20 protein-coding genes, 1 tRNA gene and 1 pseudogene are annotated in these 24,820 nt (G+C 61.0%); 1 reads left to right on the forward strand and 21 read right to left on the reverse strand.

Annotated elements, in window-relative coordinates; all coding sequences use genetic code 11:
- From dctM to rfbB, 9 genes and pseudogenes are all read right to left on the reverse strand, one after another.
- Positions 1-497: pseudogene (gene dctM / locus HMPREF3014_RS30090) on the reverse strand (C4-dicarboxylate TRAP transporter large permease protein DctM); the annotation flags it as partial.
- The gene (dctQ, locus tag HMPREF3014_RS30095; RefSeq protein WP_003105527.1) at positions 494-1,126 is read right to left on the reverse strand and encodes a C4-dicarboxylate TRAP transporter small permease protein DctQ; all 633 of its coding nucleotides are present in this window, start codon (positions 1,124-1,126) and stop codon (positions 494-496) included. The pseudogene dctM and the gene dctQ, both read right to left, overlap by 4 nt.
- Positions 1,127-1,144: 18 nt before the next feature.
- A complete protein-coding gene (dctP, locus tag HMPREF3014_RS30100) occupies positions 1,145-2,140 on the reverse strand; it encodes a C4-dicarboxylate TRAP substrate-binding protein DctP (protein WP_003105525.1) in 996 nt (331 codons plus the stop codon).
- A 240-nt stretch (positions 2,141-2,380) separates the two neighbouring features.
- Positions 2,381-3,769 carry a two-component system response regulator DctD gene (gene dctD / locus HMPREF3014_RS30105; protein WP_003096187.1) on the reverse strand — a complete coding sequence of 463 codons (1,389 nt, stop codon included), beginning with the start codon at positions 3,767-3,769 and terminating at the stop codon, positions 2,381-2,383.
- Positions 3,766-5,604 (reverse strand): two-component system sensor histidine kinase DctB, encoded by a 1,839-nt coding sequence (gene dctB, locus HMPREF3014_RS30110; protein ID WP_003123664.1) that lies wholly within the window; start codon positions 5,602-5,604, stop codon positions 3,766-3,768. Before dctB ends, dctD begins: the two co-directional genes overlap by 4 nt.
- A 59-nt stretch (positions 5,605-5,663) precedes the next feature.
- Positions 5,664-6,209 (reverse strand): dTDP-4-dehydrorhamnose 3,5-epimerase, encoded by a 546-nt coding sequence (gene rfbC / locus HMPREF3014_RS30115; protein WP_003096184.1) that lies wholly within the window; start codon positions 6,207-6,209, stop codon positions 5,664-5,666.
- Positions 6,209-7,090, reverse strand: a complete 882-nt coding sequence (rfbA, locus tag HMPREF3014_RS30120; RefSeq protein WP_003105518.1) for a glucose-1-phosphate thymidylyltransferase RfbA — start codon at positions 7,088-7,090, stop codon at positions 6,209-6,211. Before rfbA ends, rfbC begins: the two co-directional genes overlap by 1 nt.
- Positions 7,087-7,995 (reverse strand): dTDP-4-dehydrorhamnose reductase, encoded by a 909-nt coding sequence (gene rfbD, locus HMPREF3014_RS30125; RefSeq protein WP_023087898.1) that lies wholly within the window; start codon positions 7,993-7,995, stop codon positions 7,087-7,089. Before rfbD ends, rfbA begins: the two co-directional genes overlap by 4 nt.
- On the reverse strand, positions 7,992-9,050 hold the full coding sequence (gene rfbB / locus HMPREF3014_RS30130) for a dTDP-glucose 4,6-dehydratase (RefSeq protein WP_003105513.1): 1,059 nt from the start codon (positions 9,048-9,050) through the stop codon (positions 7,992-7,994). Before rfbB ends, rfbD begins: the two co-directional genes overlap by 4 nt.
- A 1,804-nt stretch (positions 9,051-10,854) precedes the next feature.
- Between rfbB and HMPREF3014_RS30140 the strand changes: the two genes are divergently transcribed.
- Positions 10,855-11,919: a hypothetical protein gene (locus tag HMPREF3014_RS30140; protein ID WP_003146504.1), complete on the forward strand. Its 1,065-nt coding sequence runs from the start codon at positions 10,855-10,857 to the stop codon at positions 11,917-11,919.
- 358 nt (positions 11,920-12,277) lie between these two features.
- On the opposite strand, the gene HMPREF3014_RS34205 is transcribed toward HMPREF3014_RS30140, so the two are convergent.
- The 12 genes from HMPREF3014_RS34205 to HMPREF3014_RS30190 form a co-directional block, all read right to left on the reverse strand.
- Positions 12,278-13,693 carry a hypothetical protein gene (locus tag HMPREF3014_RS34205; protein WP_023087896.1) on the reverse strand — a complete coding sequence of 472 codons (1,416 nt, stop codon included), beginning with the start codon at positions 13,691-13,693 and terminating at the stop codon, positions 12,278-12,280.
- Positions 13,694-13,857: 164 nt separating this feature from the next.
- Positions 13,858-14,172: a hypothetical protein gene (locus HMPREF3014_RS34545; RefSeq protein WP_124014414.1), complete on the reverse strand. Its 315-nt coding sequence runs from the start codon at positions 14,170-14,172 to the stop codon at positions 13,858-13,860.
- A gap of 58 nt (positions 14,173-14,230) precedes the next feature.
- Positions 14,231-14,521 carry a hypothetical protein gene (locus HMPREF3014_RS30145; RefSeq protein ID WP_023087895.1) on the reverse strand — a complete coding sequence of 97 codons (291 nt, stop codon included), beginning with the start codon at positions 14,519-14,521 and terminating at the stop codon, positions 14,231-14,233.
- A gap of 166 nt (positions 14,522-14,687) precedes the next feature.
- Entirely contained in the window at positions 14,688-14,963 is a 276-nt protein-coding gene (locus HMPREF3014_RS30150) for a hypothetical protein (RefSeq protein WP_023087894.1), read from the reverse strand.
- Positions 14,960-15,940, reverse strand: coding sequence for an integrase domain-containing protein (locus tag HMPREF3014_RS30155; RefSeq protein ID WP_023087893.1), 981 nt, complete (start codon positions 15,938-15,940; stop codon positions 14,960-14,962). The genes HMPREF3014_RS30150 and HMPREF3014_RS30155 overlap by 4 nt, the downstream gene beginning before the upstream one ends.
- Positions 15,941-16,869: 929 nt before the next feature.
- Positions 16,870-18,189 (reverse strand): tyrosine-type recombinase/integrase, encoded by a 1,320-nt coding sequence (locus HMPREF3014_RS30160; RefSeq protein ID WP_023087892.1) that lies wholly within the window; start codon positions 18,187-18,189, stop codon positions 16,870-16,872.
- Between the two features lie 162 nt (positions 18,190-18,351).
- A tRNA-Thr gene (locus tag HMPREF3014_RS30165) sits at positions 18,352-18,427 on the reverse strand.
- 73 nt (positions 18,428-18,500) lie between these two features.
- On the reverse strand, positions 18,501-20,030 hold the full coding sequence (locus HMPREF3014_RS30170; protein ID WP_003146487.1) for a DHA2 family efflux MFS transporter permease subunit: 1,530 nt from the start codon (positions 20,028-20,030) through the stop codon (positions 18,501-18,503).
- 10 nt (positions 20,031-20,040) lie between these two features.
- Entirely contained in the window at positions 20,041-21,225 is a 1,185-nt protein-coding gene (locus HMPREF3014_RS30175) for an HlyD/EmrA/EmrK family protein (protein WP_003105511.1), read from the reverse strand.
- Between the two features lie 14 nt (positions 21,226-21,239).
- Positions 21,240-22,718, reverse strand: a complete 1,479-nt coding sequence (locus HMPREF3014_RS30180; protein WP_023087891.1) for an efflux transporter outer membrane subunit — start codon at positions 22,716-22,718, stop codon at positions 21,240-21,242.
- Positions 22,719-22,721: 3 nt separating this feature from the next.
- Positions 22,722-23,192, reverse strand: coding sequence for a MarR family winged helix-turn-helix transcriptional regulator (locus tag HMPREF3014_RS30185; protein WP_003110596.1), 471 nt, complete (start codon positions 23,190-23,192; stop codon positions 22,722-22,724).
- 398 nt (positions 23,193-23,590) lie between these two features.
- Complete coding sequence (locus HMPREF3014_RS30190; RefSeq protein WP_009877222.1) at positions 23,591-24,811, reverse strand: methyltransferase; 1,221 nt, start codon at positions 24,809-24,811, stop codon at positions 23,591-23,593.
- Between the last annotated feature and the right edge of the window lie 9 nt (positions 24,812-24,820).

The following is a 24,820-nucleotide window of genomic DNA, read 5'->3' on the forward strand; positions in this document are numbered from 1 at the left end:
GAGGTCTCGGTGGCGGCGGCGTAGACCACCATCACGATCGATGGCGGGATGAGGATGCCGAGGGTGCCGGCGTTGCAGACGATCCCAGCGCCGAACGCCTGTGGATAACCCGAGCGGACCATGCCGGCGATGGCGATCGAACCCACTGCCGCCACCGTTGCCGGAGACGAGCCGGATAGCGCGGCGAAGAGCATGCAGGCGAGCACCGCGGCGATCGCCAGGCCGCCACGGATGTGTCCGACGCAGGCGTTGGCGAAGTCGATCAGGCGCCGCGCCACGCCACCGGTGGTCATGAACGCGCCGGAGAGCAGGAAGAACGGGATCGCCAGCAGGGTGTAGGCCTCGGAGGTCTCGAACAGCTTGATCGCCAGCGAGCGTACCGAGTCCGGGCTGAACAGGAGGATCGTCAGTGCGCCGGAGAGACCCAGGGAGACGGCGATCGGCACGCCGATGAACATCAGCAGGAAGAGCAGCAGGAAGAGGAACAGAATGGTCATGCCTTGGGCTCCTCGTGCTCGGTCAGCTTCAGCGCGTCGGCAGCCTCGTCGGCCAGTCCCAGTCCGGTCTGGCGGTTGCGCAGGATGCGCACGAGGATCTCGGCGAAACGGATGAACACCAGGGCGAAGCCGACCGGCACGATCAGGCCGATGTGCCATTGGCGGATGCCGAAGTGGTCGAGGTCCTCGGCGCCGATGCCGGCGATGAACAGGGTCTTCACCCAGTCGTAGCTGGCCACGCAGAGCAGGCCGGCGTAGCCGAGGCAGGCCAGGCAGGCGATCACGCCGAGCACTCGCTGTACCGGTCGCGAGGCCAGCTTCACCAGCACGTCCACGCCGAGGTGCCCGGCGGTGCGTACGCCGTAGGCGATGCCGAGGAAGATCAGCCAGGCGAACAGGGCCTTGGTCAGGGCGTTGCTCCAGGTCATCTCCTGGGCCAGGGTGAGGACCCCATCGCCGATGGCGAGCAGCGTCTCGTTGCCGCCCTCCCAGAGATCGGCGAGATCGTAGAGCAGCGTATAGAGGTTATTGAGGACTACATAAACGAAGGTAACCAGCGTCATGGCGGCGAGGAGGAAGGCGATCAGGCCTTCCTCCAGGCGCGCCCAGACGCGCGCGAGCGCGTGCATGGGCTTTCCCTCTTCTTCTTATTGGGCCTGGTTGGCGGCTTCGGCGGCCTTGATCAGGTCGGCGCCGATCTCGCCTTCGAACTTCTTCCACACCGGCTGCATGGCCTTGCGCCATTCGGCCCGCTGTTCGGGAGTGAGTTCGATGATCTCGCTGGTCTTGGCCTCGACGATGCGCTGCTTGTCGCCCTGGTTGAGCGCCTCGGCCTGCTTGTTCACCTCCACGGTGACCTCGTCCATGGTCTTGGCCAGCACGCCGCGCACGTCTTCCGGCAGGCCGTTCCAGAACTTGGTGTTGGTGATCACCATGTAGTCCAGCACGCCGTGGTCGGACTCGGTGATGTACTTCTGCACTTCGTGCATCTTCTGCGAGTAGATGTTCGACCAGGGGTTCTCGGTACCGTTGACCACGCCGGTCTGCAGGCCCTGATAGACCTCGGCGAAGCTCATCTTGCGCGGGTTGGCGCGCACCGCCTTGAACTGTTCCTCGAGCACCTTGGAGGCCTGCACGCGGAACTTCAGGCCGCGGGCGTCCTTCGGCTCGCGCAGGGGCTTGTTGGCGGACAACTGCTTCATCCCGTTGTGCCAGTAGCCGAGGCCAGTGATGCCCTTGTCCTGCATCGAGGTCAGCAGCTCCTTGCCCTGCGGGCTCTGCTGGAAGCGGTCGACCGCCTGGATGTTGTCGAACAGGAACGGCAGGTCGAAGATCTGCAATTTCTTGGTGTACTGCTCGAACTTGGCCAGCGACGGCGCGATGATCTGCACGTCGCCCAGCAGCAGGGCTTCCATCTCCTTGCCGTCGCCGAACAGCGACGAGTTCGGGTAGACCTCCACCTTGACCTTGCCCGGCAGGCGTTCCTCCACCAGTTTCTTGAACAGCAGCGCGCCCTGGCCCTTGGGCGTGTGCTCGGCGACGACGTGGGAGAACTTGATGACGATCGGGTCGGCTGCCTGGACGATTCCGGCGACGGTCAGGGAAAGTGCGCAGACGAGCGCCTTCGCGGTGTGCTTGAGCATGAGACTTCCTCTTTGTTCTTGTCTGTCTTTTATGAAGAGGACGGGTGTCCTCTCGGCGTGGCCGAACAAGGGAAGTCTAGGCAGCGCAGCGGCAGATGCTGCGTGAATCGGAAAAGCGCCTGGTCTTCTGCTTGTTGGAACGCTCGGGAAGCCGTGAGCAAGCCCTGTGCCAGTCGGGCAAGGGTACGCAGGGGAGATGCTGCGGGCGCGGATGGCGAACGGTTGGCGGTAATCCGCCATTCATTCGCCATCATCTGGCGGATTTTCGCCAGGCGTGTTGAACGGCAGGCCGTGCTTGCGCAGCTTGTCGTGCAGGGTCTTGCGCGGGATACCGAGGGCCTCGGCGACGCTGCGCAGCGAATTGTGCGGGCGTTCCAGTTCGGCAGCGATCAGCGAGCGCTCGAAGGCCTCGACCTTGGCGCTGAGGTTGTGCGGCTCGTCGGCGGCGTCGGGCAGGACTCCGTCGTCCAGGCTCAGGCCGAGACCCAGGGCGAAGCGCTCGGCGGCGTTCTGCAATTCGCGCACGTTGCCCGGCCAGTCGTAGGCCAGCAGCCGCGCCGACTGGCCGGCGTCCAGTTCGCGTGGCGTCAGGCCATGACGCATGGCGCCGGCTTCGGCGAAATGGCGGAACAGCAGCGGGATGTCTTCGCCGCGCTCGCGCAGCGGTGGAATGCGCAGGCTGGCGACGTTGAGGCGGTAATAGAGGTCGGCGCGGAAGCGGCCCTGGTCGGCGGCCTGGCGCAGGTCTTCCTTGGTTGCCGCGATTATGCGGATATCCAGCGGGATCAACTGGTTGGAGCCGAGCCGCTCGACTACCCGTTCCTGCAGCAGGCGCAACAGCTTGACCTGCACGTCCAGGCTCATGCTCTCGATCTCGTCGAGGAACAGGGTGCCGCCATTGGCGTACTCGAACTTGCCGATGCGGCGCTTCTGCGCGCCGGTGAAGGCGCCGGCCTCGTGACCGAACAGTTCGCTTTCCACCACCGATTCGGCGAGGGCGCCGGCGTTGATCGCGACGAACGGTCCGTCGCGTCGGCTCGACAGGTCATGCAGGGCCCGCGCGACCACCTCCTTGCCGGCGCCGGTTTCGCCAAGGACCAGCACGTCGGCCTGGATCGCCGCCAGCGAGCCGACCTGCTCGCGCAGGCGCTGCATGCCGGCCGAGCGTCCGATCAGGCGCCCATGCAGCTCGTGGCGTTCGGCCAGGGCCAGGCGCAGGGTGCGGTTCTCCAGGACCAGCCGGCGCACCTCCAGGGCGCGGCGCACGCTGTCGAGCAGGGCGTCGCTGGGGAAGGGCTTTTCCAGGAAGTCATAGGCGCCGCCGCGCATGGCCTGGACCGCCAGCGGCACGTCGCCGTGGCCGGTGATCAGGATCACCGGCAGGTCGGCGTCCTGTTCGTGCAATTGGCGGAGCAGTTCCATGCCATCGATGCCGGGCATGCGGATGTCGCTGACCACCACCCCGGGCCAGTCCTTGCACTGCGCGGTATCCAGCTGGCGCGCGTCGTCCAGGGTCGCGACCTTGAGCCCGGCGAGGTCGAGCGTCTGGCGCAGGGCCTGGCGCAGGTGCGGATCGTCGTCGATCAGCAGGACCTGGGTCTGGGCATCGAATGGCGCGAAGGGACTCATGCGCGGGTTTCCTCCTGGGGCATGGCGGCGACGCCGGGAACTCCCGGCAGCAAGTGCAGGCGCACCACGGCGCCGCCTTCGAGATGGTTGCCCATTTCCAGGCGGCCGCCGAGGGCGCGCAATAGGTTATCGCAGATGGCCAGGCCGAGGCCGAGCCCTTTGGCGGTGGTCTTGGTGGTGAAGAAGGGTTCGTGGGCGTGGGCCAGGGCGTCCTCGGAAAACCCCGGGCCGTTGTCGCGCAGAGTCAGGGTCACGCCGTGCTGGTCCTGGCTGGCGATCACCCACAGGCGCCGCGGCGGAGCTTTCTCGGCGAGCGCGTCGAGGGCATTGGTGAGCAGGTTGCCGAGGATCTGCCGCAAGCGGGTCTCGCCGGCCTGGACCCACAGCGGGGCGTCCGGCACGTCGCGCAGCAGTTCGACGTTCATCGCCCGCCGCCGGCTGGCCACCATCGACAGGGCGTCCTCGATCGCCGGCTGCAACTGCACGTTCTCCGGCGCCCGGCGCGCACCGCGGGCATAGGCCTTGAGGTGGGCGATGATCGAGGCCATGCGGGTGGTGAGGTCGCTGATCTGCTCGAGATTGCCGCGGGCGTCCTCGGTGCGCTGGTGGTCGAGCAGCACCCGGGCGTTGTCGGCGTAGCTGCGGATCGCCGCCAGCGGCTGGTTGAGTTCGTGGCTGATGCTCGCCGACATGGTGCCGAGGGCCGTGAGCTTGCCGGCCTGGACCACTTCGTCCTGGGCGCGCATCAGCTCGCGCTGGGCCTGCTCGCGTTCGTGGACTTCCTGCTGCAACTGCGCGTTGGCGTTCTCCAGCTCGCGGGTGCGTTCCAGTACGCGCTCTTCCAACTGGCGCTTGGCCTCGGCCTCGAGAGCGATGCGGTCCAGGTAGTGACGGCGGCTGAGGGTCAGCAGGGTAAGCAGCAGGAGCAGGGCGAGCAGGGTCGCGCCGCCGATCAGCAGGACGCTGCGCACCGGCCGTTCGATGAGGGTGCGGGGGGCGTAGATGCTCACCGTCCAGCCGGTTTCCGGCAGCGTCCGGCTCTGGCTGAGCCAGGCGCTCTGTTGCAGGCGCAGGGGCTTCGGGTCCTGCACCGGGTAGGGGATGTTGGCGTGGATCTCGTCGCGCTCCGCCGCGCTCAGCGGCCGACTGGCATGGAAGCGCCAATCCTCGCGCGAGGAGAGGATCACCACGCCGTAGTTGTCTATCACCAGCAGTTGCTCCGGGGAATTGCCCCAGAGCCGTTCGATGTGTTCGAGATCGACCTTCACCACCAGCACGCCGATGATCCGCGAGCCTTCCTTCACCGCACTGGCGAAGTAGTAGCCGCGCTTGATCGAGGTGGTGCCCAGGCCGAAGAAGCGCGCCAGGCGGCCCTGCATGGCCTCGCGATAATAGGGGCGGAAGGCGAAGTTGCGGTGGACGAAACTGTCCGCCTGGGCCCAGTTGGAGGCGACCTGGGTGGTGCCGTCCGGTTGCAGCAGGTAGATCACGTCGGCGCCGGTGCGTCGGCGGATGTCGGCCAGCGCCTCGTTGGCGATCTTCTGCAGCAACGGGTCGCCAGGTTGTTGCAGGGCCTGGCGCAGCACCGGCAGGCCGCCGAGGATCTGCGGCAGTTCTTCGTAGCGGCGCAGCGTGCCGAGCAGGTTGGCGACGTAGAGGTCGAGCGTCTGGCGGTTCTGCTCGGCCAACTGCTCGCTGTAGTAGCGCTCGGCGAAATATTGCAGGGGCCAGAGCAAGGGCGCGAGAAGCAGGGCGAGGATGACCAGCGAGCGCCAGCGATGGAAATAGGCTTTCAAGACGAACGAACCTGCCGTGGCTGCGAGTATCCGGGGCATCCCGGACGGGATGCCCTAAATTATCACGCCTTGCGCCGAGTCCGGTCGCTCCCTGCCGTTCAGGGGAAGCAGTCGGCGTCGGCGAATGCCTTGCCCTGGCGGTCCTTCTCCGAAAGCAGGGGGGCATCCTGCAGCGGCCAGTCGATCTTCAGCTCGGGATCGTTCCAGACGATGCAGCGTTCGTGTTCCGGCGCCCAGAAGTCGGTGGTCTTGTAGAGGAACTCGGCGTATTCGCTGAGCACCACGAAGCCGTGCGCGAAGCCGGCCGGAATCCACATCTGGCGCTTGTTCTCCGCGCTCAGGCGTTCGCCTACCCACTGGCCGAAGGTCGGCGAGCCGCGACGCAGGTCGACGGCCACGTCGAATACCTCGCCGAGAGTGGCGCGCACCAGTTTTCCCTGGGCTTGCCGGATCTGGTAGTGCAGGCCGCGGAGGACGCCACGGGCGGAACGCGAATGGTTGTCCTGGACGAAGCTGACCGGATGACCGCAGGCCTCCTCGAAGGCGCGCTGGTTGTAGCTTTCGAAGAAGAATCCGCGATCGTCGCCGAACACCCGGGGTTCGAAGAGGATGACGTCGGGGATTGCCAGGCGGGTCGCTTTCATCAGTACACGGTCTCGGTCAGCAGGCGCTTGAGGTATTGGCCGTAGCCGTTCTTGGCCAGCGGCGCGGCGAGTTTTTCCAGTTGCGCGGCGTCGATCCACTTCTGCCGGTAGGCGATCTCTTCCGGGCAGGCCACCTTGAGACCCTGACGGTTCTCCAGGGTGGCGATGAACTGGCCGGCCTCGAGCAGCGAATCGTGGGTGCCGGTATCCAGCCAGGCGTAGCCGCGGCCCATGATCTCCACGCTGAGCTGGCCGCGCTCCAGATAGGCGCGGTTGACGTCGGTGATCTCCAGCTCACCGCGCGGCGAAGGCTTCAGGTCCCTGGCGATGTCCACCACCTGCTGGTCGTAGAAATACAGGCCGGTGACCGCGTAGTTCGACTTCGGCTCCAGTGGCTTCTCTTCCAGGCTGATGGCCTTGCCGCCCTGGTCGAACTCGACCACGCCGTAGCGCTCCGGGTCCAGCACGTGGTAGGCGAAGACGCTGGCGCCGGTCTGGCGCTGCGAAGCGCTGCCGAGCAACTCGTGGAAGTCGTGGCCGTAATAGAGGTTGTCGCCCAGGACCAGCGCGCTGAGGTCGTTGCCGATGAACGACTCGCCGATCAGGAAGGCCTGGGCCAGGCCGTCCGGCGACGGTTGCACGGCATATTGCAGGTCCAGGCCCCAGTTCGAACCGTCGCCCAGCAACTGCTGGAAGCGTGGGGTGTCCTGTGGGGTCGAGATGATCAGTATCTCGCGGATGCCCGCCAGCATCAGGGTACTGAGCGGGTAGTAGATCATCGGCTTGTCGTACACCGGCAGCAACTGCTTGGAGATGGCCAGCGTTGCCGGGTGCAGGCGGGTGCCCGAGCCTCCGGCGAGGATGATGCCCTTGCGTTTCATAGTGGTCCCTGCTCGCTCAGTTCCTGGATCATGCGTCCGGCATGGTAGCGCCAGTCTGGCAGTACCAGGCCGAAGACCTGTTGCAGCTTGCGGTTGTCGAGGCGCGAATTGGCCGGACGCTTCGCCGGCACCGGGTAGTCCTCGGTGGCGATCGGCAGGACCCGCTGCGGCGTCGCCTGCAACTCCCAGCCCCGCTCCAGCGCCTGTTCGATGACGAAGCGCGCATAGAGGTGCCAGGACGTCTCGCCGCTGGCGACCAGGTGGTAGGTGCCGCTGGCCCGTGCTGCCAGCTCGGCGTCCCAGCGCAGGCGCTGCAGGGCCTGGGCGGTGACGTCGGCGATCAGCTCGGCGCTGGTCGGCGCGCCGAACTGGTCGGCCACGACCTTGAGTTCGTCGCGTTGCCCGGCCAGGCGCAGCATGGTCTTGGCGAAGTTCCCGCCGCGCGCGGCGTAGACCCAGCTGGTGCGGAAGATCAGGTGGCGGCAGCCGCTGGCGCGGATGGCCTGCTCGCCTTCCAGCTTGGTCTGCCCGTAGACGCTCAGCGGGCCGGTCGGCGCGTCCTCGGCGAAAGGCGCGTTGCCCGCGCCGTCGAACACATAGTCGGTGGAGTAATGCACCAGCCAGGCGCCGCAGCCCGCGGCCTCCTCGGCCAGTACCGCGACGGCGCGGGCATTGATCAGGCGGGCGTTGTCGGCATCGCTCTCGGCCTTGTCCACCGCGGTGTAGGCGCCGGCGTTGACGATGAACTGCGGCCGCTCGGCGCGAACCAGTCGCGCCAGGCCTTCGGGGTCGGCGAGATCGGCGCGCCGGCGGTCGCAGACCAGCAGTTCGCCCAGCGGCGCCAGGGCGCGCTGCAGCTCCCAGCCGACCTGGCCGTTGGCGCCGAGGAGAAGGATCCGGTTCATGCGTACTGCTTACCCACCCACTCGCGGTAGGCACCGCTGGTTACGTTGGCCACCCAGTCCTGGTTGTCCAGGTACCAGCGCACGGTCTTGCGGATGCCGGTCTCGAAGGTTTCCGCCGGCTTCCAGCCCAGCTCGCGCTCCAGGCGCGTGGCATCGATGGCGTAGCGGCGATCATGGCCCGGACGATCCTTGACGAAGGTGATCTGCTCGCGATAGCTGCGGCCGTCGGCGCGCGGCTGCTCCTGGTCGAGGATGGCGCAGAGGGTCTCGACCACGTCGAGGTTGGCCTTTTCGTTCCAGCCGCCGACATTGTAGGTCTCGCCCAGTTGCCCGGCTTCGAGGACCCGGCGGATGGCGCTGCAATGGTCCTTGACGTAGAGCCAGTCTCGGATCTGCTGGCCGTCGCCGTAGATCGGCAGCGGCTTGCCGGCCAGGGCGTTGTGGATCACCAGTGGGATGAGCTTTTCCGGGAAGTGGTACGGGCCGTAGTTGTTCGAGCAGTTGGTGGTCAGCACCGGCAGCCCGTAGGTGTGGTGATAGGCCCGCACCAGGTGGTCGGAGGCCGCCTTGGACGCCGAGTAGGGACTGTTCGGCTCGTAGCGGTTGTTCTCGGTGAAGGCCGGATCGCTCGGTGCCAGCGAGCCATAGACTTCGTCGGTGGAGACATGGAGGAAGCGGAATGCCGCCTTCGCTTCCGGCTCCAGCGCGCCCCAGTAGGCGCGCACTTCTTCCAGCAGGCGGAAGGTGCCGACGATGTTGGTCTGGATGAAGTCCTCGGGGCCGTGGATCGAGCGGTCCACATGGGATTCCGCGGCGAAGTTGAGGATCGCCCGCGGCTGGTGATCGGCGAGCAGGCGGGCTACCAGCTGGCTATCGCCGATATCGCCGGCGACGAAGGTGTGCCGGGCGTCGCCGTCGAGGCTGGCGAGGTTCTGCCGGTTGCCGGCGTAGGTGAGCTTGTCGAGGCTGACCACCGGCTCGTCATGCAGGGCCAGCCAGTCGAGCACGAAATTGGCGCCGATGAAGCCGGCGCTGCCGGTCACGAGAATCGTCATGAGTCATACCTTGTTCAAGCAGTGGTTGTCCGTAGGGCTGCTTCGACACGTCCCGCCAAGGTGTACCAATCGATCGTGAAGACGACGATTAGTACGGGAAAAATGGCGATCCTGCCAACCCCAGATCTGGTAGGTGCATCTGACCCGGCATTCTATGCGAAGTGCCATCATCGGGCGGCAGGTAGGAGGATAAAACAAAAAAGCCCCGCGCGAGGCGGGGCTTTTCGGGGATTCGTGGTGCGGCACCAGGAGTCGAAAAATTTTCTAAATATCTGATTTGTATGTATTTTATTTTTAGTTAATGAGATGTCCATCTCTAAAACTATCCTGGAACCCCTAGGGCTTTCTAAGAATTGGTACAGGCGGAAGGCTATGGTGGGATCGATTGCCCTTAGTGCATGGATGTCTCTCATGCTTTCCTGAATCCGTGGTTCGTTCTCCTACTACGATAAGCGACAGTACACGACGAAAGACTACCGTTGCTAGAGCGGTTACGCTTGCGCGAGTCTGCGCAGAGTCAGGTTCGACCTTGTTTTGGCCTCGCTGTGAAGGCGAACTTGGCGACTGGATTTTGGTGACGCTGGGCACGCTTGATACGCATTCCTGCCCCAGCTTCAAAAGCTCGCGCCATCTAGCTATCGCCTGGAGTCTGACTGATGGCATCGCGTAAAAGGTGGATTTAATAATCAACCCATTACAGCCAAAATTCGACATTTCCGGACTGTACTGGCTACTGCTTAAATCTCCATGGACATCGCTCTTGCGATTTCGTAACCTCAGGCGAGATCTTGCCGCCTTCTCTTCTGCTTGCTTCGTGTTTCTTGGCTCAATAGTCGAGAAAGGCAAGGGTCGAAAGTGGCCTTGTATAGCTTAAGAATTACGCTAAATTGTTCCCTGCTTGCAGTTGGAGCCGTATGGACCCTCTTCGCATCGACATCAGCACCTTGATTGCATCTGCCCAAGAGCGGCTGCTTGCGACCGTTCCGTGTCTTATCGACTATGTTGATAGGGAGGCTTTTGAGAAAAACGTACTATCTCCATCGCTCAGAAAAACGCCCATAAATGTCTATGCGCTATGGAAACGCACGGGGCCGGACGCAACTTGGGAGCTAATGTACATCGGACAGCGCAGCCACAGGTCAGGATGGTCGCGGGTAGCGCAGCATCTATTCTCGACCCCTGCGGGCACTCAATCAAAGTTGAAAGAAGTTCGCGCAGCGATACAGTCCGGGGATCAACTTGGCGTCACTGCAATTTTGGTCGAGCCGGACTCGATGCGCCTGTCAGTTGAAGAGGAGTTGATCAAAAGGAATTCGTTATCAGCCGAGCATCTTCGATGGAACCGCAAAGCAAGATCAGCGGTTCAGACGCGCCGAAGTAGTTAGAATGCTGCTTAATAGTCCGGCCCACCACGATTTGATCGTTCACCCCAAGGGTGGTAATCGCAATGGAAATAAAATTATATCCTGCTCACGGACATCCAGTTGGGAGCAGTGGATCTCCCTGGTTCCGGGTCAGAGAAGATAAGATCTATCCAGCTCATGGACATCCAGAAGGTAGCAGTAGTTCTCCATGGTTTCGGATCAAAGACCATAAACTTTACCCCGCTCATGGGCATCCAGAAGGAACCAGTGGCAGTCCATGGTTACGTATTAAAGATGATAAAATTTACCCAGCGCATGGGCACCCTGAAGGTACAAGTGGCTCTCCTTGGTATCGAATCAAGTAGGATTGTTTTTTGCGTGTAAGCTATTCCCAATTTTGCAGTCTCTTATATGTTTATAGATTTCTGGGGCTAGAAATTATGAAGCATGAGATTTTGGCAGGCGATATCGAGAAAAACATACGCTATCAATTAAAAAAAGTAAATGCGCTATTCCAAAAAAGACATGAGACTAATTTACGATATCTCAATGAATACGTAAATCCGGGGCAAGAGCTTGATGAAGATAATGCGATATTAAATCAAGCACTTTCTGATGCGTTGCTAAACTCCATGGCCTCCCTGATCGACTACTACAGTATCTGCTGCATGTTGAAGCTAGGAGTTCCAGAGGAAAAAATTAAGAAAGTACAATATCGCTCGCTCAGCAATACCTTCATAATTGAAAAAGCCTCTATACCCAAGTCTGAAAAAGACTCAACAACAATCGATACCATCCTCAAGCAATACGCAGAAGCGACTGAAAATAATAAAAACTTCAAATCGCTCATAGGAGATGACTATTGGATTGGCTTTCTAGGGAGGGCTATAAGTCATACATTAAAGGAGTATGGTGCACTAGAGGATAGTACCTTCGAGCTAGCTTACGATGAGGAAGAGGATCGAATTAAGGTAAACCCTAAAGTGGAGCAGTATTATTTCTACATGCGCCCCCTGTTGTGCAATGCCGCTAATTCCATGGGCCTAAAGCACAATATTTACATAGATATAAACAACTTCCTTAAGCACAATGCAGTCCCATACTTGACAAACAATATCGAGAAGTTTACAGGCGAAGAGCGAATATTCTCGTATTTCGAAATCAGAAACGACCAATCCTCCCTTCTTAAGGAAGGCGTTTTAAAAGATCTTTTGTTGTCGGATTTCCTAGATTTAAAAGACAGCCTCAAGTCCAAGGAGCTCAATAAGGATAACTATGAATTTCTTTGCCCGCTAGAAAAAAAGTGGGGGCTTGGCCGGGTTTTGACATTGGATCCTGTAAATGGCTACATCGATCCGAACGATGATATCTTATACTTTTATATTGGTGGAGTACTGGTGGCAAAAACAAAAACTGCAATGTGGATCGATGCTGATAAAAGTTTACTTACTACATTGCAAGAACTGAGGCGAGAGATAGATAGAGGCCTTAATTTTAAATTCTAATTATTTCAAAATTCCATCCGGTCCTGTTGGAGGGGGTACTACAAATCGGTTGCGGCCTGCCGCACCGGCTGCATCCGACGCAGAGCTGACACTCGATGAAATACCAGAGTGGATTTCACTTAAAGGCCATGTCGGGGGGGCAAGTGGGGCAGCAGGACTATCGCGATTTGCGCCACCCTGGCCCTCCAGAGTCGGAAGTATGGCTACACAGGACTGGATAGCGCAAAACGCAAGGCACCCACGACCTCTCCGCCGTCTTTCGCCCACAGCCCTCTGAAGGCGAACAGATGCTTGCTACCACTGCTATCCGTCCTGCCATGAGTGTTTCAGATCACGAGAGGAGGGTACCCGTACTTAGTCAATAAGCAGAGACTATGCGGGTATAAGCTGTTTCACGCCCCAAATTCGGCAAGTGCTGGTCAGTGCTCCCTATGATAGAAGTGAGTGCTCCGTGGGTAATTTGGTTTGCAGTCAGCGGCAAGAAACTAGCTGCAAGTTCCTTAAATCGAGTGGAACAATTTCGCAGTGTCAAGCGGGCCTGAAATTGGCGATCAATTATGAGTTTTACAAATTCTTTGAATTCGTCCTCGCCAAACCGGGCGATCATAGATTGATAATTAGGTATAGCCATGTCAGAAACGCCGTATCCATTACCGACTCTAGCCATAATTAGAGTTTTTACATACGGAACGCGGACGCTTTCGGGGATTTGACCATTTGCTGGGACGTAGGCTAGAAGATTCCGTGCATGAGCTGGTTCATTGTGAAAATTGTTGAAACCACTATGAGCGTTAAACAATGCGTTGATGCATACTGACATCTCTACCGCCAGCGAGTCTGGCGAGAGGTACCCAAGTCCGTCCACTCCTTTTAGGAACTCATGAGCAAGTGCTTTCCGCCCGTTCTCCCCGTTTGCAGCAAATGTAGTGAAACGGAACCCGCATTCATAGCGGGTGTCATCCGGCGCTAGAGCCCAGCACTTACTGCCGATAAAACGGATATTGGTTTTCACCTGCGTTGATGTATTGTCCGCGGTGTACATTCCAAATATTGCTCTCAAAAGAGATTTAATTATATCTACCGGGAGACGCTCCATTCCCGCTCGGATATGCTGAGCGTCCTGCTCTGTAAGGATCTGCGTTCTGACGCTGTGCAAAAAACGCTTGACCTCGATTGCCGCAGGCTCAGGTTCCTTAGCGATCACCTCTCGAAGGCAGGTTTCGAGCCATGAGATTAATTGTAGACCACTAAGCTCATTTTGATTTGGATGTGCGGCGCTCGCCCAGTTTCGCATGTCTCTAATATAGTCTAAATGACGATATCCTATATCAGATAGGATGCCCGTTACGTGACAGCCACGCACAAGCTCCCATTCTTCAATTTTTACTAAGTCATCCTCATCGCGGAGTTTGCTCCTGCGCGTCGCGTCTGTAATGACGCTGTCGTAGAAGTACTCTAGATCAAAGCGGGCCACCTTATTGCGCAGACTTACGACTGTTTCATCCCAAATGAAATTTAATGCTGCGTCAAATAGACCCGCGCCACAGGCGGCGATAAATTTCGAAATGTATAGTGACTCGGCGCGTTTGCTCAAATCAATACTATTAATTACGTCCGGTAGGTTGCCGATGACACGCTGCCGCTCATGAACTGGCACTAAGACGTTGTTAGTAGGAAGACCTAAATGGTTTAGGTATCCGGTGAGCGCTGTGGTAAATTGATCTACACCAGTTGAAACCTGATTCTGTGCGACAAGTATCGGAGGTAGAGACATTACACGCACTCCATGAGTAAATTCGCATTGATATATTTTTTAGCGATAAGTTGCACTGAAAGCGGTCCATGTTTGAAGCGCGGCTTCCAGGTATTTCTATACGTTTGGTATTTTAATTCTTATTTGATTTTTGTAAGGTTATGAGTCACAGGGGCAGTGGGTTGTCATGCCCGTAGATACTTTACAGGTTCTGTTTTCTTAATGTTTGGGAGGGTGAGTTGGAGGCCCAGTTTTTTTATAATTGTCGGATGCAGTAATTGTTTTATGTTGTTGCAGAAGTCAGTGCGATTCTTTGCTGTTTTGAACCGGATAGCTACAGGCCACCTACTAAGACGATTATCTGTCAAACCTTTCGTTGCCCTGTAGCCATGTTCGTTTTTCACCCCAGACCGAACAACGTCTGCGGCCAGTTTAAACACCTTGTCTTTCGTCACAAATTCTCGAAGGTCAATTTTTACGCTCAGGCTATAAGGTTTCATTAGATAACTCCGTAGTTTTGTTCCTTAGGATAATCTGGAGGTGAGTTTAGTCTCAGATTCATCCGATCTTGGGCGCGTTGTCGAAGCCGTGTTCAATGACATCTTCAATTTGAGAGGTTTGTGCGGGGGGCGTAAAAATTAGTCCTCCTGCCACCGTGGTTACTAGCAGGCTGGCATCCTCGTCATCGCGAAGCTCGCGATAACTTTCCAAAATATGCTTATAAGTTTTCACTGAGAGCCGTTCAGCCGCGTACCAGAGGTAGAGTTCACCCCAGGTCAGTTGAGTCCAGCCCCACGTCTGTATCTCCTCAAGCCGGTTTTCTAGGGTTTCTCGGTGGCGTTTGAGCATTGGTGATCTCGGCTAATGGCTGACAGGTCTGGTGTGACGATCTAGGCAAAACATAACACCAGCTAATAGATTAGCGCCAGCTAAATTTTTAGCGGATGCTATATTTTGATTTTTTGCCTCAAAGGCTCGATAGCAGCCGATCCTGATTATCAGGAACAGGTCCCCATCAGAGCTTGAAAACCCATGACGTTTCTAGGCGTCGCGCTAGCAGTCGGACCGTCAGCACGTAGTAATACTGCGTTGCATGACTGTGATCGCTCAAGCGATTCTCAAGAAACCACACCACATGCTTCTTTTGCCAAGTCCATGGGGTTTCCCGCTGCCAGCGCTCTGCGATTGCAACCTGAATCGTCTTCGCCTGGCGCACATGACGTTGCTGCGTTGCGCGCGACCCGGTCAGCACGCCAGCCAAGAACAGTTCCATATCGAATGACTTACTCATATCCGTCCTCCGATGTAGGCAGCGACCACATCGATCCGACCGTGCCCCAGCTCATAGCTGATCTGCCTTCGGGCCTCAAGATCAAGGTTGCTGTCAACCTGGCGGCATTGGCCGCCGTTGATAGGCGCGCGGTGTTGGGTGATTTGCTCATAACGCTCACATGCGTACGCCGCTCGTAGCTCATGGAAGCCTTTCAGGTTGTGTGCATGCAGGATGCCCCGCGCAGGGCTGATGATTTCTTGCAGAACATTCAGGTAGCTTTCGTTTGGCGCTATCAGGTTGCGGCTACCCGCAGGCGAAATCTGGCGTGCAAACTTAAGTGCATCTCGAACATGGCTGTCTGCCGGAATCCAACGCGGCGCCGAAGCACCGGCGCGACCGCCTTTGGTGCCTTCCTGAATGTTAAGCTTTCCTAGACCGTCAGCCTCACGGCTAAGCCGTGGCAGGTCAGCCAAGATGGCCTCACGCAAGCGCATGCCGGTGGCTCGCGCCAACAGCACAATCGCGGCAGCGCGTTGATGATGTTGGATGCAAAGTGCGTTGACGATCTGCTTCACGTGCTCGCGATCCTGGCCTTGCGGCACTGACTGTCGAACCCCGGTGCGCTGCATACCCAATGCCTTGCTCGGACTGGGCAGTTTCACGTACTGATCACCGCGAAGCGCTGCCATGGTCCTGTTAACGCTGGATATGCGGTTTTGTGCGGTGCTAACAGCAAGGTCACCGCGCCTAACGATGTCGTGTAGATACGCCGCATAGTCGGCCAACACCTTCCGATCAACCTGCCGCGCATCGTTGATACCCGGTCCCTGTTCGGAGCGGCACCACTTCACGAATGCCTGCCACCGATCACAGTGCGCCTTGACCGTGCCGTAGTGGCCGCCGCCGAACATGTCCTTAAGCGCCTGCGGCCCTGCGTAGCTCAATTGCCTGCCATAACCGAAATTGCGACCATCGCGTCTACCCACCAAAGCCATGTCAGTCACCTCATCTACCGTTCTCCGATCCTCGCCCCATGTCATCCCGCCAAGAATGCTGAGTGTTATCAGGGATCAAGGCCCCTGCGACCTGTGGGGAATGTCCACTACGCAGGACTGGCGGCTCCTTACGACCGGGAGCAAGGGCATCTCATGATCTGGCCTCCTAAACACCGTTACCGGTGGGCGGGTGGAGGCAGCACTGGCTGACGAGACCAGCGCCTAAAGATCCTGAGCCGGGTGAACGCAGCGATACGATGACCGGGGCATGCCTGACTGTCAGTCAGGTGCAGTCCATTCCTTGGTCTGCGGCACCATCATCTACAGCGCTGTTGCTGGTGACATCGGCGTTTGTCACGCCGATTGTCACGAGTGAAGTTGCCGCAAAGCCAAATGCGATGGGGGCTGCAGCAGTGTTAGACGCGCCCGTCTCTTTCCAGGAGAAAGAGACGGGCGCAGGTTGGCGCACGCGAAATGGCCAACCGGATAGGTTGCTGCTGAGCAGATGGGTAGGGTGGTTGCCGCAGGGGCAACGATATTGAGTTGGCATCCATCACATGGGTAGTGACCGTACGAGCTGCCGGACGCGAATCGTACTTGCGGGTGAACCACCGCGGGAGCGGCGTGACCTTTAAGGTTCGGGCCACCTGGGTGCTGTCATCGACAGCTCTTGCGACTCCCGGTCTACGCTTGTGGACAATATTCGTCAAGCAGCGCGATATCAGGGATTTAGCGCCTATGGATAAAACTATCCCCCGGTGGACATCAGTGGTTTTCCACAGACGTAAGCTGTGCCAGCAGTTTTTTTCTTAGGTATGGTCCTTTCAAACGGGGCGGCTTTGCAGCCCCGTTTGAAAGGACCCGCGCGGAGGAGCTTCATGCGGTGCTGTGGGTAACTTCACAGCAAGTTGAGGTGGTGGCGCGGCGGGTTACTCGGTCCTCTTGGCACTGCGAAGGCGCGTGACGTTCTCGCCCGTTTGCTTGGCAAACTCATGCGGCGTCACATGGTCCTCGCGGTTCGCCTCCAGAAACCGGCTCCACCAGGTCATGATCATCCGGCGCTCTTCGAGGAACTCGGCCTTGTGGGTGTAGGCGGCGCGCACGTTGTTGCGTTCCTTGTGGCTCATCTGCCGTTCGATAGCCGTCTCCGACCACAGCCCGGACTCGACCAGCGCACTGCATGCCATGGCTCGGAACCCGTGGCCGCAGATATCCACTTTGGTGTCATAGCCCATCGTCCTTAGCGCGGCATTCACCGTGTTCTCAGACATCGGTTTCCACGGTTTGGCATCTCCCGCGAACACCAGCTCGAACTTGCCGGTGATCGCGTGGATCTGCTCAAGCAAGGCCACTGCTTGCGGCGATAAGGGTACAACGTGAATGTCCCCGGCCATCTTCGTACCCCTTGTGGAAAACGGCACGCCGTCCAGCGCCGGGCGGGTGTCGGGGATTTCCCAGATGCCGCGCTTGAGGTCGAACTCGTTCCAACGAGCGAAGCGCAGTTCGCTGGAGCGTACAAATACATGCAACGACAGCATCACCGTGAGGCGGGTGAGCGGGCGATCTCTGTAGTCCTCGATGGATGCCAATAGCTCTGGAAGCCGCGATAGGGGTAGTGCGGGTCGATGAGTTAACCGTGGTGTCTTGATCGAGCCATCGAGGTCGTGAGCCGGGTTCGCCGTAATCAGTCGCAGCCGTTTGGCTTCACGCATGATGCTTTGCAGGTAGTTCTTGATCCGGAGTGCCACATCGATGGTGCCGCGTTTCGTCACGGCTTCCAGTGGCTGCATGAGGTCGTGGGTGTACAACTCAACGATTGCTTTGGCACCGATCAAAGGGAATACGTGGGTCTTCAATCGGCTAAGTACAGTCTTGGCGTGGCCGGGCGCCCACTTCGGCACCATGCTCGCATGCCAGTCGAGCGCAACGCTTTCGAAGGTGCGGCCGTTAATCACGGCTTGGGTCTTGGTTTGTTGCTTGTACTGGATGGGATCTATGCCGTTGGCGAGCTGCTGCTTGATCTCGAAGCGCTTGCGGCGTGCGTCGCCCAGCCCGACCACCGGGTAGCTGCCGAGGGCGGTCAGGCCTTCGCGGCCATCGGGTTTCACGTACCTGAGCCGCCAGCCTTTGCGGCCGTTGGGTTGCACAAGCAGGTAAAGACCGTTGCCGTCGAAGAGCTTGTACTCGCGCTCTCTGGGCTTTGCCGTGCGACAGGTGGTGTCTGTAAGCGGGGCAGTGCTGCGGGCCATAAGGGTAGTCTCCGATATCGAAACGGACCTCTATCCTTAGAACTACCCTTATTAGCGCTGGCTACCCTCGGAATCCGACGGAACGCCAAAACGAGAAAACCCGCCAGAAGGCGGGTTTTTCGGGGGTTCCAGAGATTTGAAAGCTTTCTATGGAACCTTGAATGGTGCCGGCACCAGGAGTCGAACCCGGGACCTACTGATTACAAGTCAGTTGCTCTACCAGCTGAGCTATACCGGCGAAGAGGGCGACATTATAGCCAGCCGCCGCCAGGAGTAAACCACTGATTTTCCTGCCCGAATGCCGTTCGTCCTCAGTGCCCGGAGGCGGCCGCGCCGGGCTTGGCGCCGAACGGCGGGCGGGCCAGCCAGATGATCACCAGCAGGGCGAGGAACAGCCAGCCGAGCATGGTGAAGTAGTCGATGGTGGACATCATGTAGGCCTGGCTCTGCACCATCCGGTCGAGCAGCGCCGCGTTCGCCTGGGTGTTGCCGCCGAGCTGGGCGAGGGTTTCGTGGGTGGCCGGGTCGTAGAGGCTGATGTTTTCGCTGAGGTAGGCGTGGTGCTGGGTGGCGCGGCGGTTCCAGATCCAGGTGGTCAGCGAGGCGGCGAAGCTGCCGCCGAGGGTGCGCAGGAAGGTGGCCAGGCCGGAGCCATCGGCGATCTGGTCGGGGGGCAGGTCGGAGAGCAGGATGCTCAGGATCGGCATGAAGAAGAACGCCACGCCGAGCCCCATGATCAACTGCACGATGGCGATGTGCTGGTAGTCGACCTCGGTGGTGAAGTTGGCGCGCATGAAGCAGGTGATGGCCATCGCCAGGAACGACAGGCCGGCGAGCATGCGCAGGTCGAAATGGTTGGCGTAGCGGCCGACCAGCGGCGAGAGGAACACCGGGAGGATGCCGATTGGCGCGGCGGCCAGCCCGGCCCAGGTGGCGGTGTAGCCCATCTGGGTCTGTAGCCATTGCGGGAGCAGCAGGTTGATGCCGAAGAACGCGGCATAGCCCAGCACCAGCGCCAGGGTGCCGGCGGCGAAGTTGCGGTGGGCGAACAGGCGCAGGTTGACGATCGGATGGCGGTCGGTGAATTCCCAGATGATGAAGAAGGCCAGGGCGATCGCCGCGATCAGCGCGCCGCCGACGATGAAGTTCGACTCGAACCAGTCCAGGTCGTTGCCCTTGTCGAGGACGATCTGCAGGGCGCCGACGCCGATCACCAGGGCGATCAGGCCGACGTAGTCCATCGGCGCCTTCTTGATCGTCACCGGGCGTGCCTTCAGTTGCTGGTAGACGACGAAGGCGGCGAACAGGCCGACCGGCACGTTGATGAAGAAAATCCACGGCCAGCTGTAGTCGTCGGTGATCCAGCCGCCGAGGATCGGCCCGGCGATCGGCGCCACCACCGTGACCATCGCCAGCAGGGCCAGGGCCATGCCGCGCTTCGCCGGTGGGTAGATGGAGATCAGCAGGGTCTGGGTGATCGGATACAGCGGCCCGGCGACGAAGCCCTGCAAGGCGCGGAAGCCGACCAGAGAAGGCATCGACTGGGCGATGCCGCAGAGGAACGAGGCGAGTACGAACAGCAGCGCGGCGGCGATGAACAGGCGCACCTCGCCGACCCGCCGGGCCAGCCAGCCGGTCAGCGGCAGGGCGATGGCATTGCTCACGGCGAACGAGGTGATCACCCAGGTGCCCTGTTCCGAACTCACCCCGAGGTTACCGGAGATGGTCGGCAGGGCGACGTTGGCGATGGTGGTGTCGAGCACCTGCATGAAAGTCGCCAGGGACAGGCCGATGGTCGCCATCACCAGGCTGGGCGGGGAGAAGCTGCTGCTTTCGCTCATGCTGGCGGGCTCAACGCTGGGCGGTCTTGCCGTGGTCTTCGGCGAGGTTGGCTTCGATCAGGCGTTCGATCAGCTTGTCGGCCGAGGCCAGTTGCTGCTGGTAGACATCGGTGGAGAACAGCGCTTCGCGCGGTGGCTGCTGGGCCAGGGCCGGGCCGCTCTGGTCGTGCAGGTCGACCTTGACGTCCATCGACAGGCCGATGCGCAGCGGATGCTTCTGCAATTCTTGCGGATCGATATGGATGCGCACCGGCACCCGCTGGACGATCTTGATCCAGTTGCCGGTGGCGTTCTGCGCCGGCAGCAGGGAGAACGCGCTGCCGGTTCCCACGCCGAGGCTGTCGACGGTGCCGCTGTAGCGCACGTCGCTGCCGTAGAGGTCGGAGCGGATCTCCACCGGCTGGCCGATACGCATGTGCTTGAGCTGGGTTTCCTTGAAGTTGGCGTCGATCCAGATCTGGTCCAGCGGGACCACGGCCATCAGCGCAGTGCCCGGTTGCACGCGCTGGCCGACCTGTACGCTGCGCTTGGCGACGTAGCCGGTGACCGGCGCGACGATGGTCGAGCGGGCGTCGTCCAGGTAGGCCTGGCGCAGTTGCGCGGCGGCGGCCTTGACGTCCGGATGGGAGGTGATCTGGGTGTCGTCGACCAGCGCGCGATTGGTGTTCAACTGCTGTTCCGAGCTGGTCAGCGAGGCTTTCGCGCTGTCCAGGGCGTCGCGGGCGTGGGCCAGTTCCTCCTGGGAAATGGCCCCGTCGTCGGCGAGGTTCTTGCGCCGCTTGTAGTCGGCCTCGGCCTTGGCCAGCGCGACCTTGCGGGTGGCGACCTCGGCGCGATAGCCGTCGACGTTGCTGAACAGCCCGCGCACCTGGCGCACGGTGTGGGCCAGGTTGGCCTCGGCGCGTTGGAGGGCGATGTCGGCGTCGCTGGGATCGAACCTGACCAGTTCCTGGCCCTTGCGCACCAGGTCGCCGTCGTCGGCGCCGATGCTGACCACGGTGCCGACGATCTGCGGGGTGATCTGTACCACGTTGCCGTTGATGTAGGCGTCGTCGGTGTCCTCGTGCCAGCGGCCGTAGAAGAACTCCCAGGCCACGCTGGCCAGGGTGGCGAGAACGATCACGGCGAGCAGGATCAGCAACCAGCGCTTGCGCTTCGGGTTGCCGGCGGGGGTTTCGCTGTTGGCGGTAGTCATGGTGGGTGCCTCGTTCATTCTGCCGGCGCTTTCGCGGTAGCGAGCGCAGCGGAGCGGGAATCGGGTTGGAAACCGCCGCCCAGGGCCTGGACCAGCTGGACGGAAAGATCGATCTGCTGGCTCTCCAGGCTGGCCAGCTGGCGTTCGGCGACCAGCAGTTGCTGTTGCACACTGAGGGCGTCGAGGTAGCTGCCGACGCCTTCGCCGTAGCGACGCATGGCCAGGTCGAAGTTGGACCTGGCGATATCGCGGGCCTGGCGCTGGTCGACCACCTGCTGCGCCAGCGAGCGCAACTTGCCGAGGTCGTCGCTGACCTCGCCGAGGGCCTGGACCAGCGTCTTGTTGTACTGGCCGACGGCCAGGTCGTAGTCGGCGTCGCGTTCGGCCAGGTTGGCGCGGCGGCGGCCACCGTCGAAGATCGGCAGGGAGATCGCCGGCGCCACCTGGAAGAAGCGGCTCGGCGCCTGCAACACGTCGCTGGTGTGCAGGGCGGCGAGGCCGGCCATCGCGCCGAGATTGAGGTTGGGATAGAACTCGGTCTTCGCCGAGTCGATGTTGCGGCGCGCCGCCTCGACCCGCCAGCGCGCGGCAACGATGTCGGCGCGGCGGCCGAGCAGCTCCGCCGGGAGCACCGAGGGCAGGCTCAGGCTGGCCGGGTTCAGCGGTTGCGGGCGCTGCAGTTCGAGACCGCGATCGGGCCCCTTGCCCAGCAGCACGGCGAGGGCGATGCGGGCGCTGGCGATGTCCTGCTCGGCGGCGCTGAGCTGCTGGCGGGCGGTAGCCAGCTGGGTCTGCGTCTGTTGCAGCTGGACCTTGCTGTCGAGCCCGGCGCTCATGCGCTTCTGGCTCAGCTCGGTCATGCGCTGCGAGCGCTTCAGTTCTTCCTCGGCGAGATCGCGCACGGTAAAGGCGTGGGCGAGGTCGCTGTAGGCGCGGGCGATGCTTGCCGAGAGGCCGATGCGCGCGGCCTGGCTGTCGATCCGCGCGGCATTGGCCTGGCCGAGGGCGGCTTCCCAGGCGGCGCGCTCGCCGCCCCAGAGGTCGAAGTCGTAGTTGAAGCCGAGCGACAGGTACTTGATCGCCGAATAGCGGCCGCCGAGCGGTGCCGGGGCCACGCTGGTCGGCGCGCGGATGCCGGAGTAGCTGGCCTTGGCGTCCAGCGTCGGCTGGCGCGCGGCATCTTGCGCCTGGGCCGTTGCCGCCGCCTGGCGCGCACGCGCCTCGGCGATCTGCAGGTCGGGGGTGCCTTGCAGGGCTTCGCCGATCAGTTGGTCGAGCTGCCGGTCGCCGAGCCCGGTCCACCAGTCCTGGCGCGGCCAGGCCGCTGGCGAAAGGGCTACGCCGTCCAGGCTCCTGCCCGCCTGGAGGGCGCCTGCCGGTTGCAGTCGGGCGTTCGGTTCCAGGCCTTCGGAAGTGACGCAGCCGGCGGCCAGCAGTATCGCCGAGGCCAGCGCCAATCGCTGCGGCCAGGGATGGAGAGGAGGGAACGGCATGGATCAGGACTCCTGCAGGCTGGCCCGCGGGCAGCCGGCGTGTAGCAGAACCTTGGTCAGCAGATGGGTCAGCGTCTGCAATTCTTCCGTGCTCAGGCAGGCGACCAGCTCGTTCATCGCCGCCGAGGCGATCAGCGGAAGCTGCTCCTGGACCTTCCGTCCCGCTTCGCTGAGATCCAGGCGCAGGCAACGGCGGTCTTCGGGACAGCGACCACGCAGCAGCAGCCCTTTTTTCTCCAGGCGCGCCAGCATGCGCGTCATCGAGCCGCTGTCCACCGACAGCTCGCGACACAGTTCGACCGGACTGTTGGCACGGTTGAGACCGACGAAGATCAGCACCTTGAACTGGGCGGCGGTGATGTCCAGCGCGGCGAGGTGCTTCTCGAGGATGCGGTCCTTGGTCGCGGCACTGACGCCGATGAGCTGGCCAATGGAGCCCTTGAAGGGAAAGTCGGAAGCGCTGTAGTGGCCCATGGGGGATCGCTGTCTAGGCAGGGAAAGTGTTTCAAAATAATACTGCCTAGGCAGCGATTAACAAGAGGTCAACCGTTGCAATAAAAGAACAATCCGTTCCTTCGAACGTCATACGATGCCGTTTTGCAACTATTGTCGGTGCTGAAGTCCACTTTCGGATTAACCGGAAAGCCAGGCTTATGCACAAGCGGGCAAGGGATAGGAAGAAAACGCTCTAAGAGTCGCTGCGGTTATTTAGGTTGTTATCAAGATATTGTTTTATATGGATTTTATTTTTTCTGTTCATTTTTTGAACAGCATTGCCCGCCCCTGGATACGGGCCCCTCGGCAGATGTTTCCCAGAACTTGTCACCAGACTTATCCACAGGTTGTGTGGGCAACCATCCGGAACACCCGTATCAGCTGCGCTCCGCAAGGATCAGCAGGTTTCGCGGAGACAGGGAGGTCGGACAGAACTCGCCCAGGCGGACGCTATAGCCCTGTTCGACCAGATACAGGCAGCGGTCCAGCAGCAGCCAGAGTTCCAGCGGGCGGCGGAACAGGGCGCGCACCAGTTCCAGGTTGCGAACCATCGCCAGGCGCTTCCAGCCGGCCGCTTCCAGCGCCTGCCAGTCGCGCGCGGCCGGTTCGGGAAGTCCCTTGAGGGCGGCGAGTTCGCGACAGTAGTCGGCGTATGGACGTTCCAGCCAGGCCACCGGAAGGGAAGGCACGCTGAGGTACTGGTCGATTCCGCGTAGCTCGCGCTGCAGCAGGTCGAAACCCAGGCGCCGGGCCATCGACTGGTCGCGCTGGCGACGGACCCGTTGGCTGGCGGTGACTGTCTCGCTCAGGGGCAGGCGCAGGTCGTCAAGCGATAGCGCGAGCAGCGATCGGCCTGCTGTTTGCGAGAGCGGCTGGTAGAAAGGCCCCGGAATGCGGTTGTAGCAGCATGGCGCCACCGCCAGTTGGCGACAGCCGGCCTGGCTGGCCAGGCGCAGCAGGCGCAGGTGTAGTTCGCCGCAAGCGTGCAGGGCCACTGGCGTATGCCCGGGAAGCAGGCGCTCGGCGCAGTCCGCGGCCAGCACATCCTGGCGGAGGTGGTGGGCGGAGAGCCCCAGGCGGTCGCTCAGGCGCTGTCCGTCGGCGACCAGCGCGGGATCGTGTTCGAGGCAGGTCAGCGGTTGCCCCGCATGGGCCAGCAGGCGGCCCAGATGGCCCTTGCCGGAGCACCAGTCGAGCCAGTGGACGACCGGCCGGGCGAACTGCAGGCGCCCGGCGAACAGGCCGATCTGCTGCCACTTGCGTCCCGGTACGTCGACGTTGAAGCGGTTCGGTGCCTGCGGGCGTTCCGCCAATGGCAGTTCGCCGACCGCGCCCAGCGCCGTGGCTTGGGCGGCGAGCTGCGGATAAGGCGCGGGCGCGGCCAGGCGGGTGGGCTGGTTGTGCTCCGCGTCGGCCTGTTCGAGGCTGCGCCCGCGCAGCCAGGACGCCAGCTCGGCGTGTTCGGCTTCCCACGCCAGGGTCGGTTCGCTGAACGGGCGGGGTCGCCAGAGCCGCTGGTGTTCGAGGAGGAACGCGTCCAGCGCGAGGAAGCGCTGCGACAGGGCGTCGCCAGTGAGGAACGGGAAGGTTTCGGACACGATGCAAGC

It is taken from the genome of Pseudomonas sp. HMSC065H01 (assembly GCF_001815235.1).
Lineage (GTDB): Bacteria > Pseudomonadota > Gammaproteobacteria > Pseudomonadales > Pseudomonadaceae > Pseudomonas > Pseudomonas aeruginosa.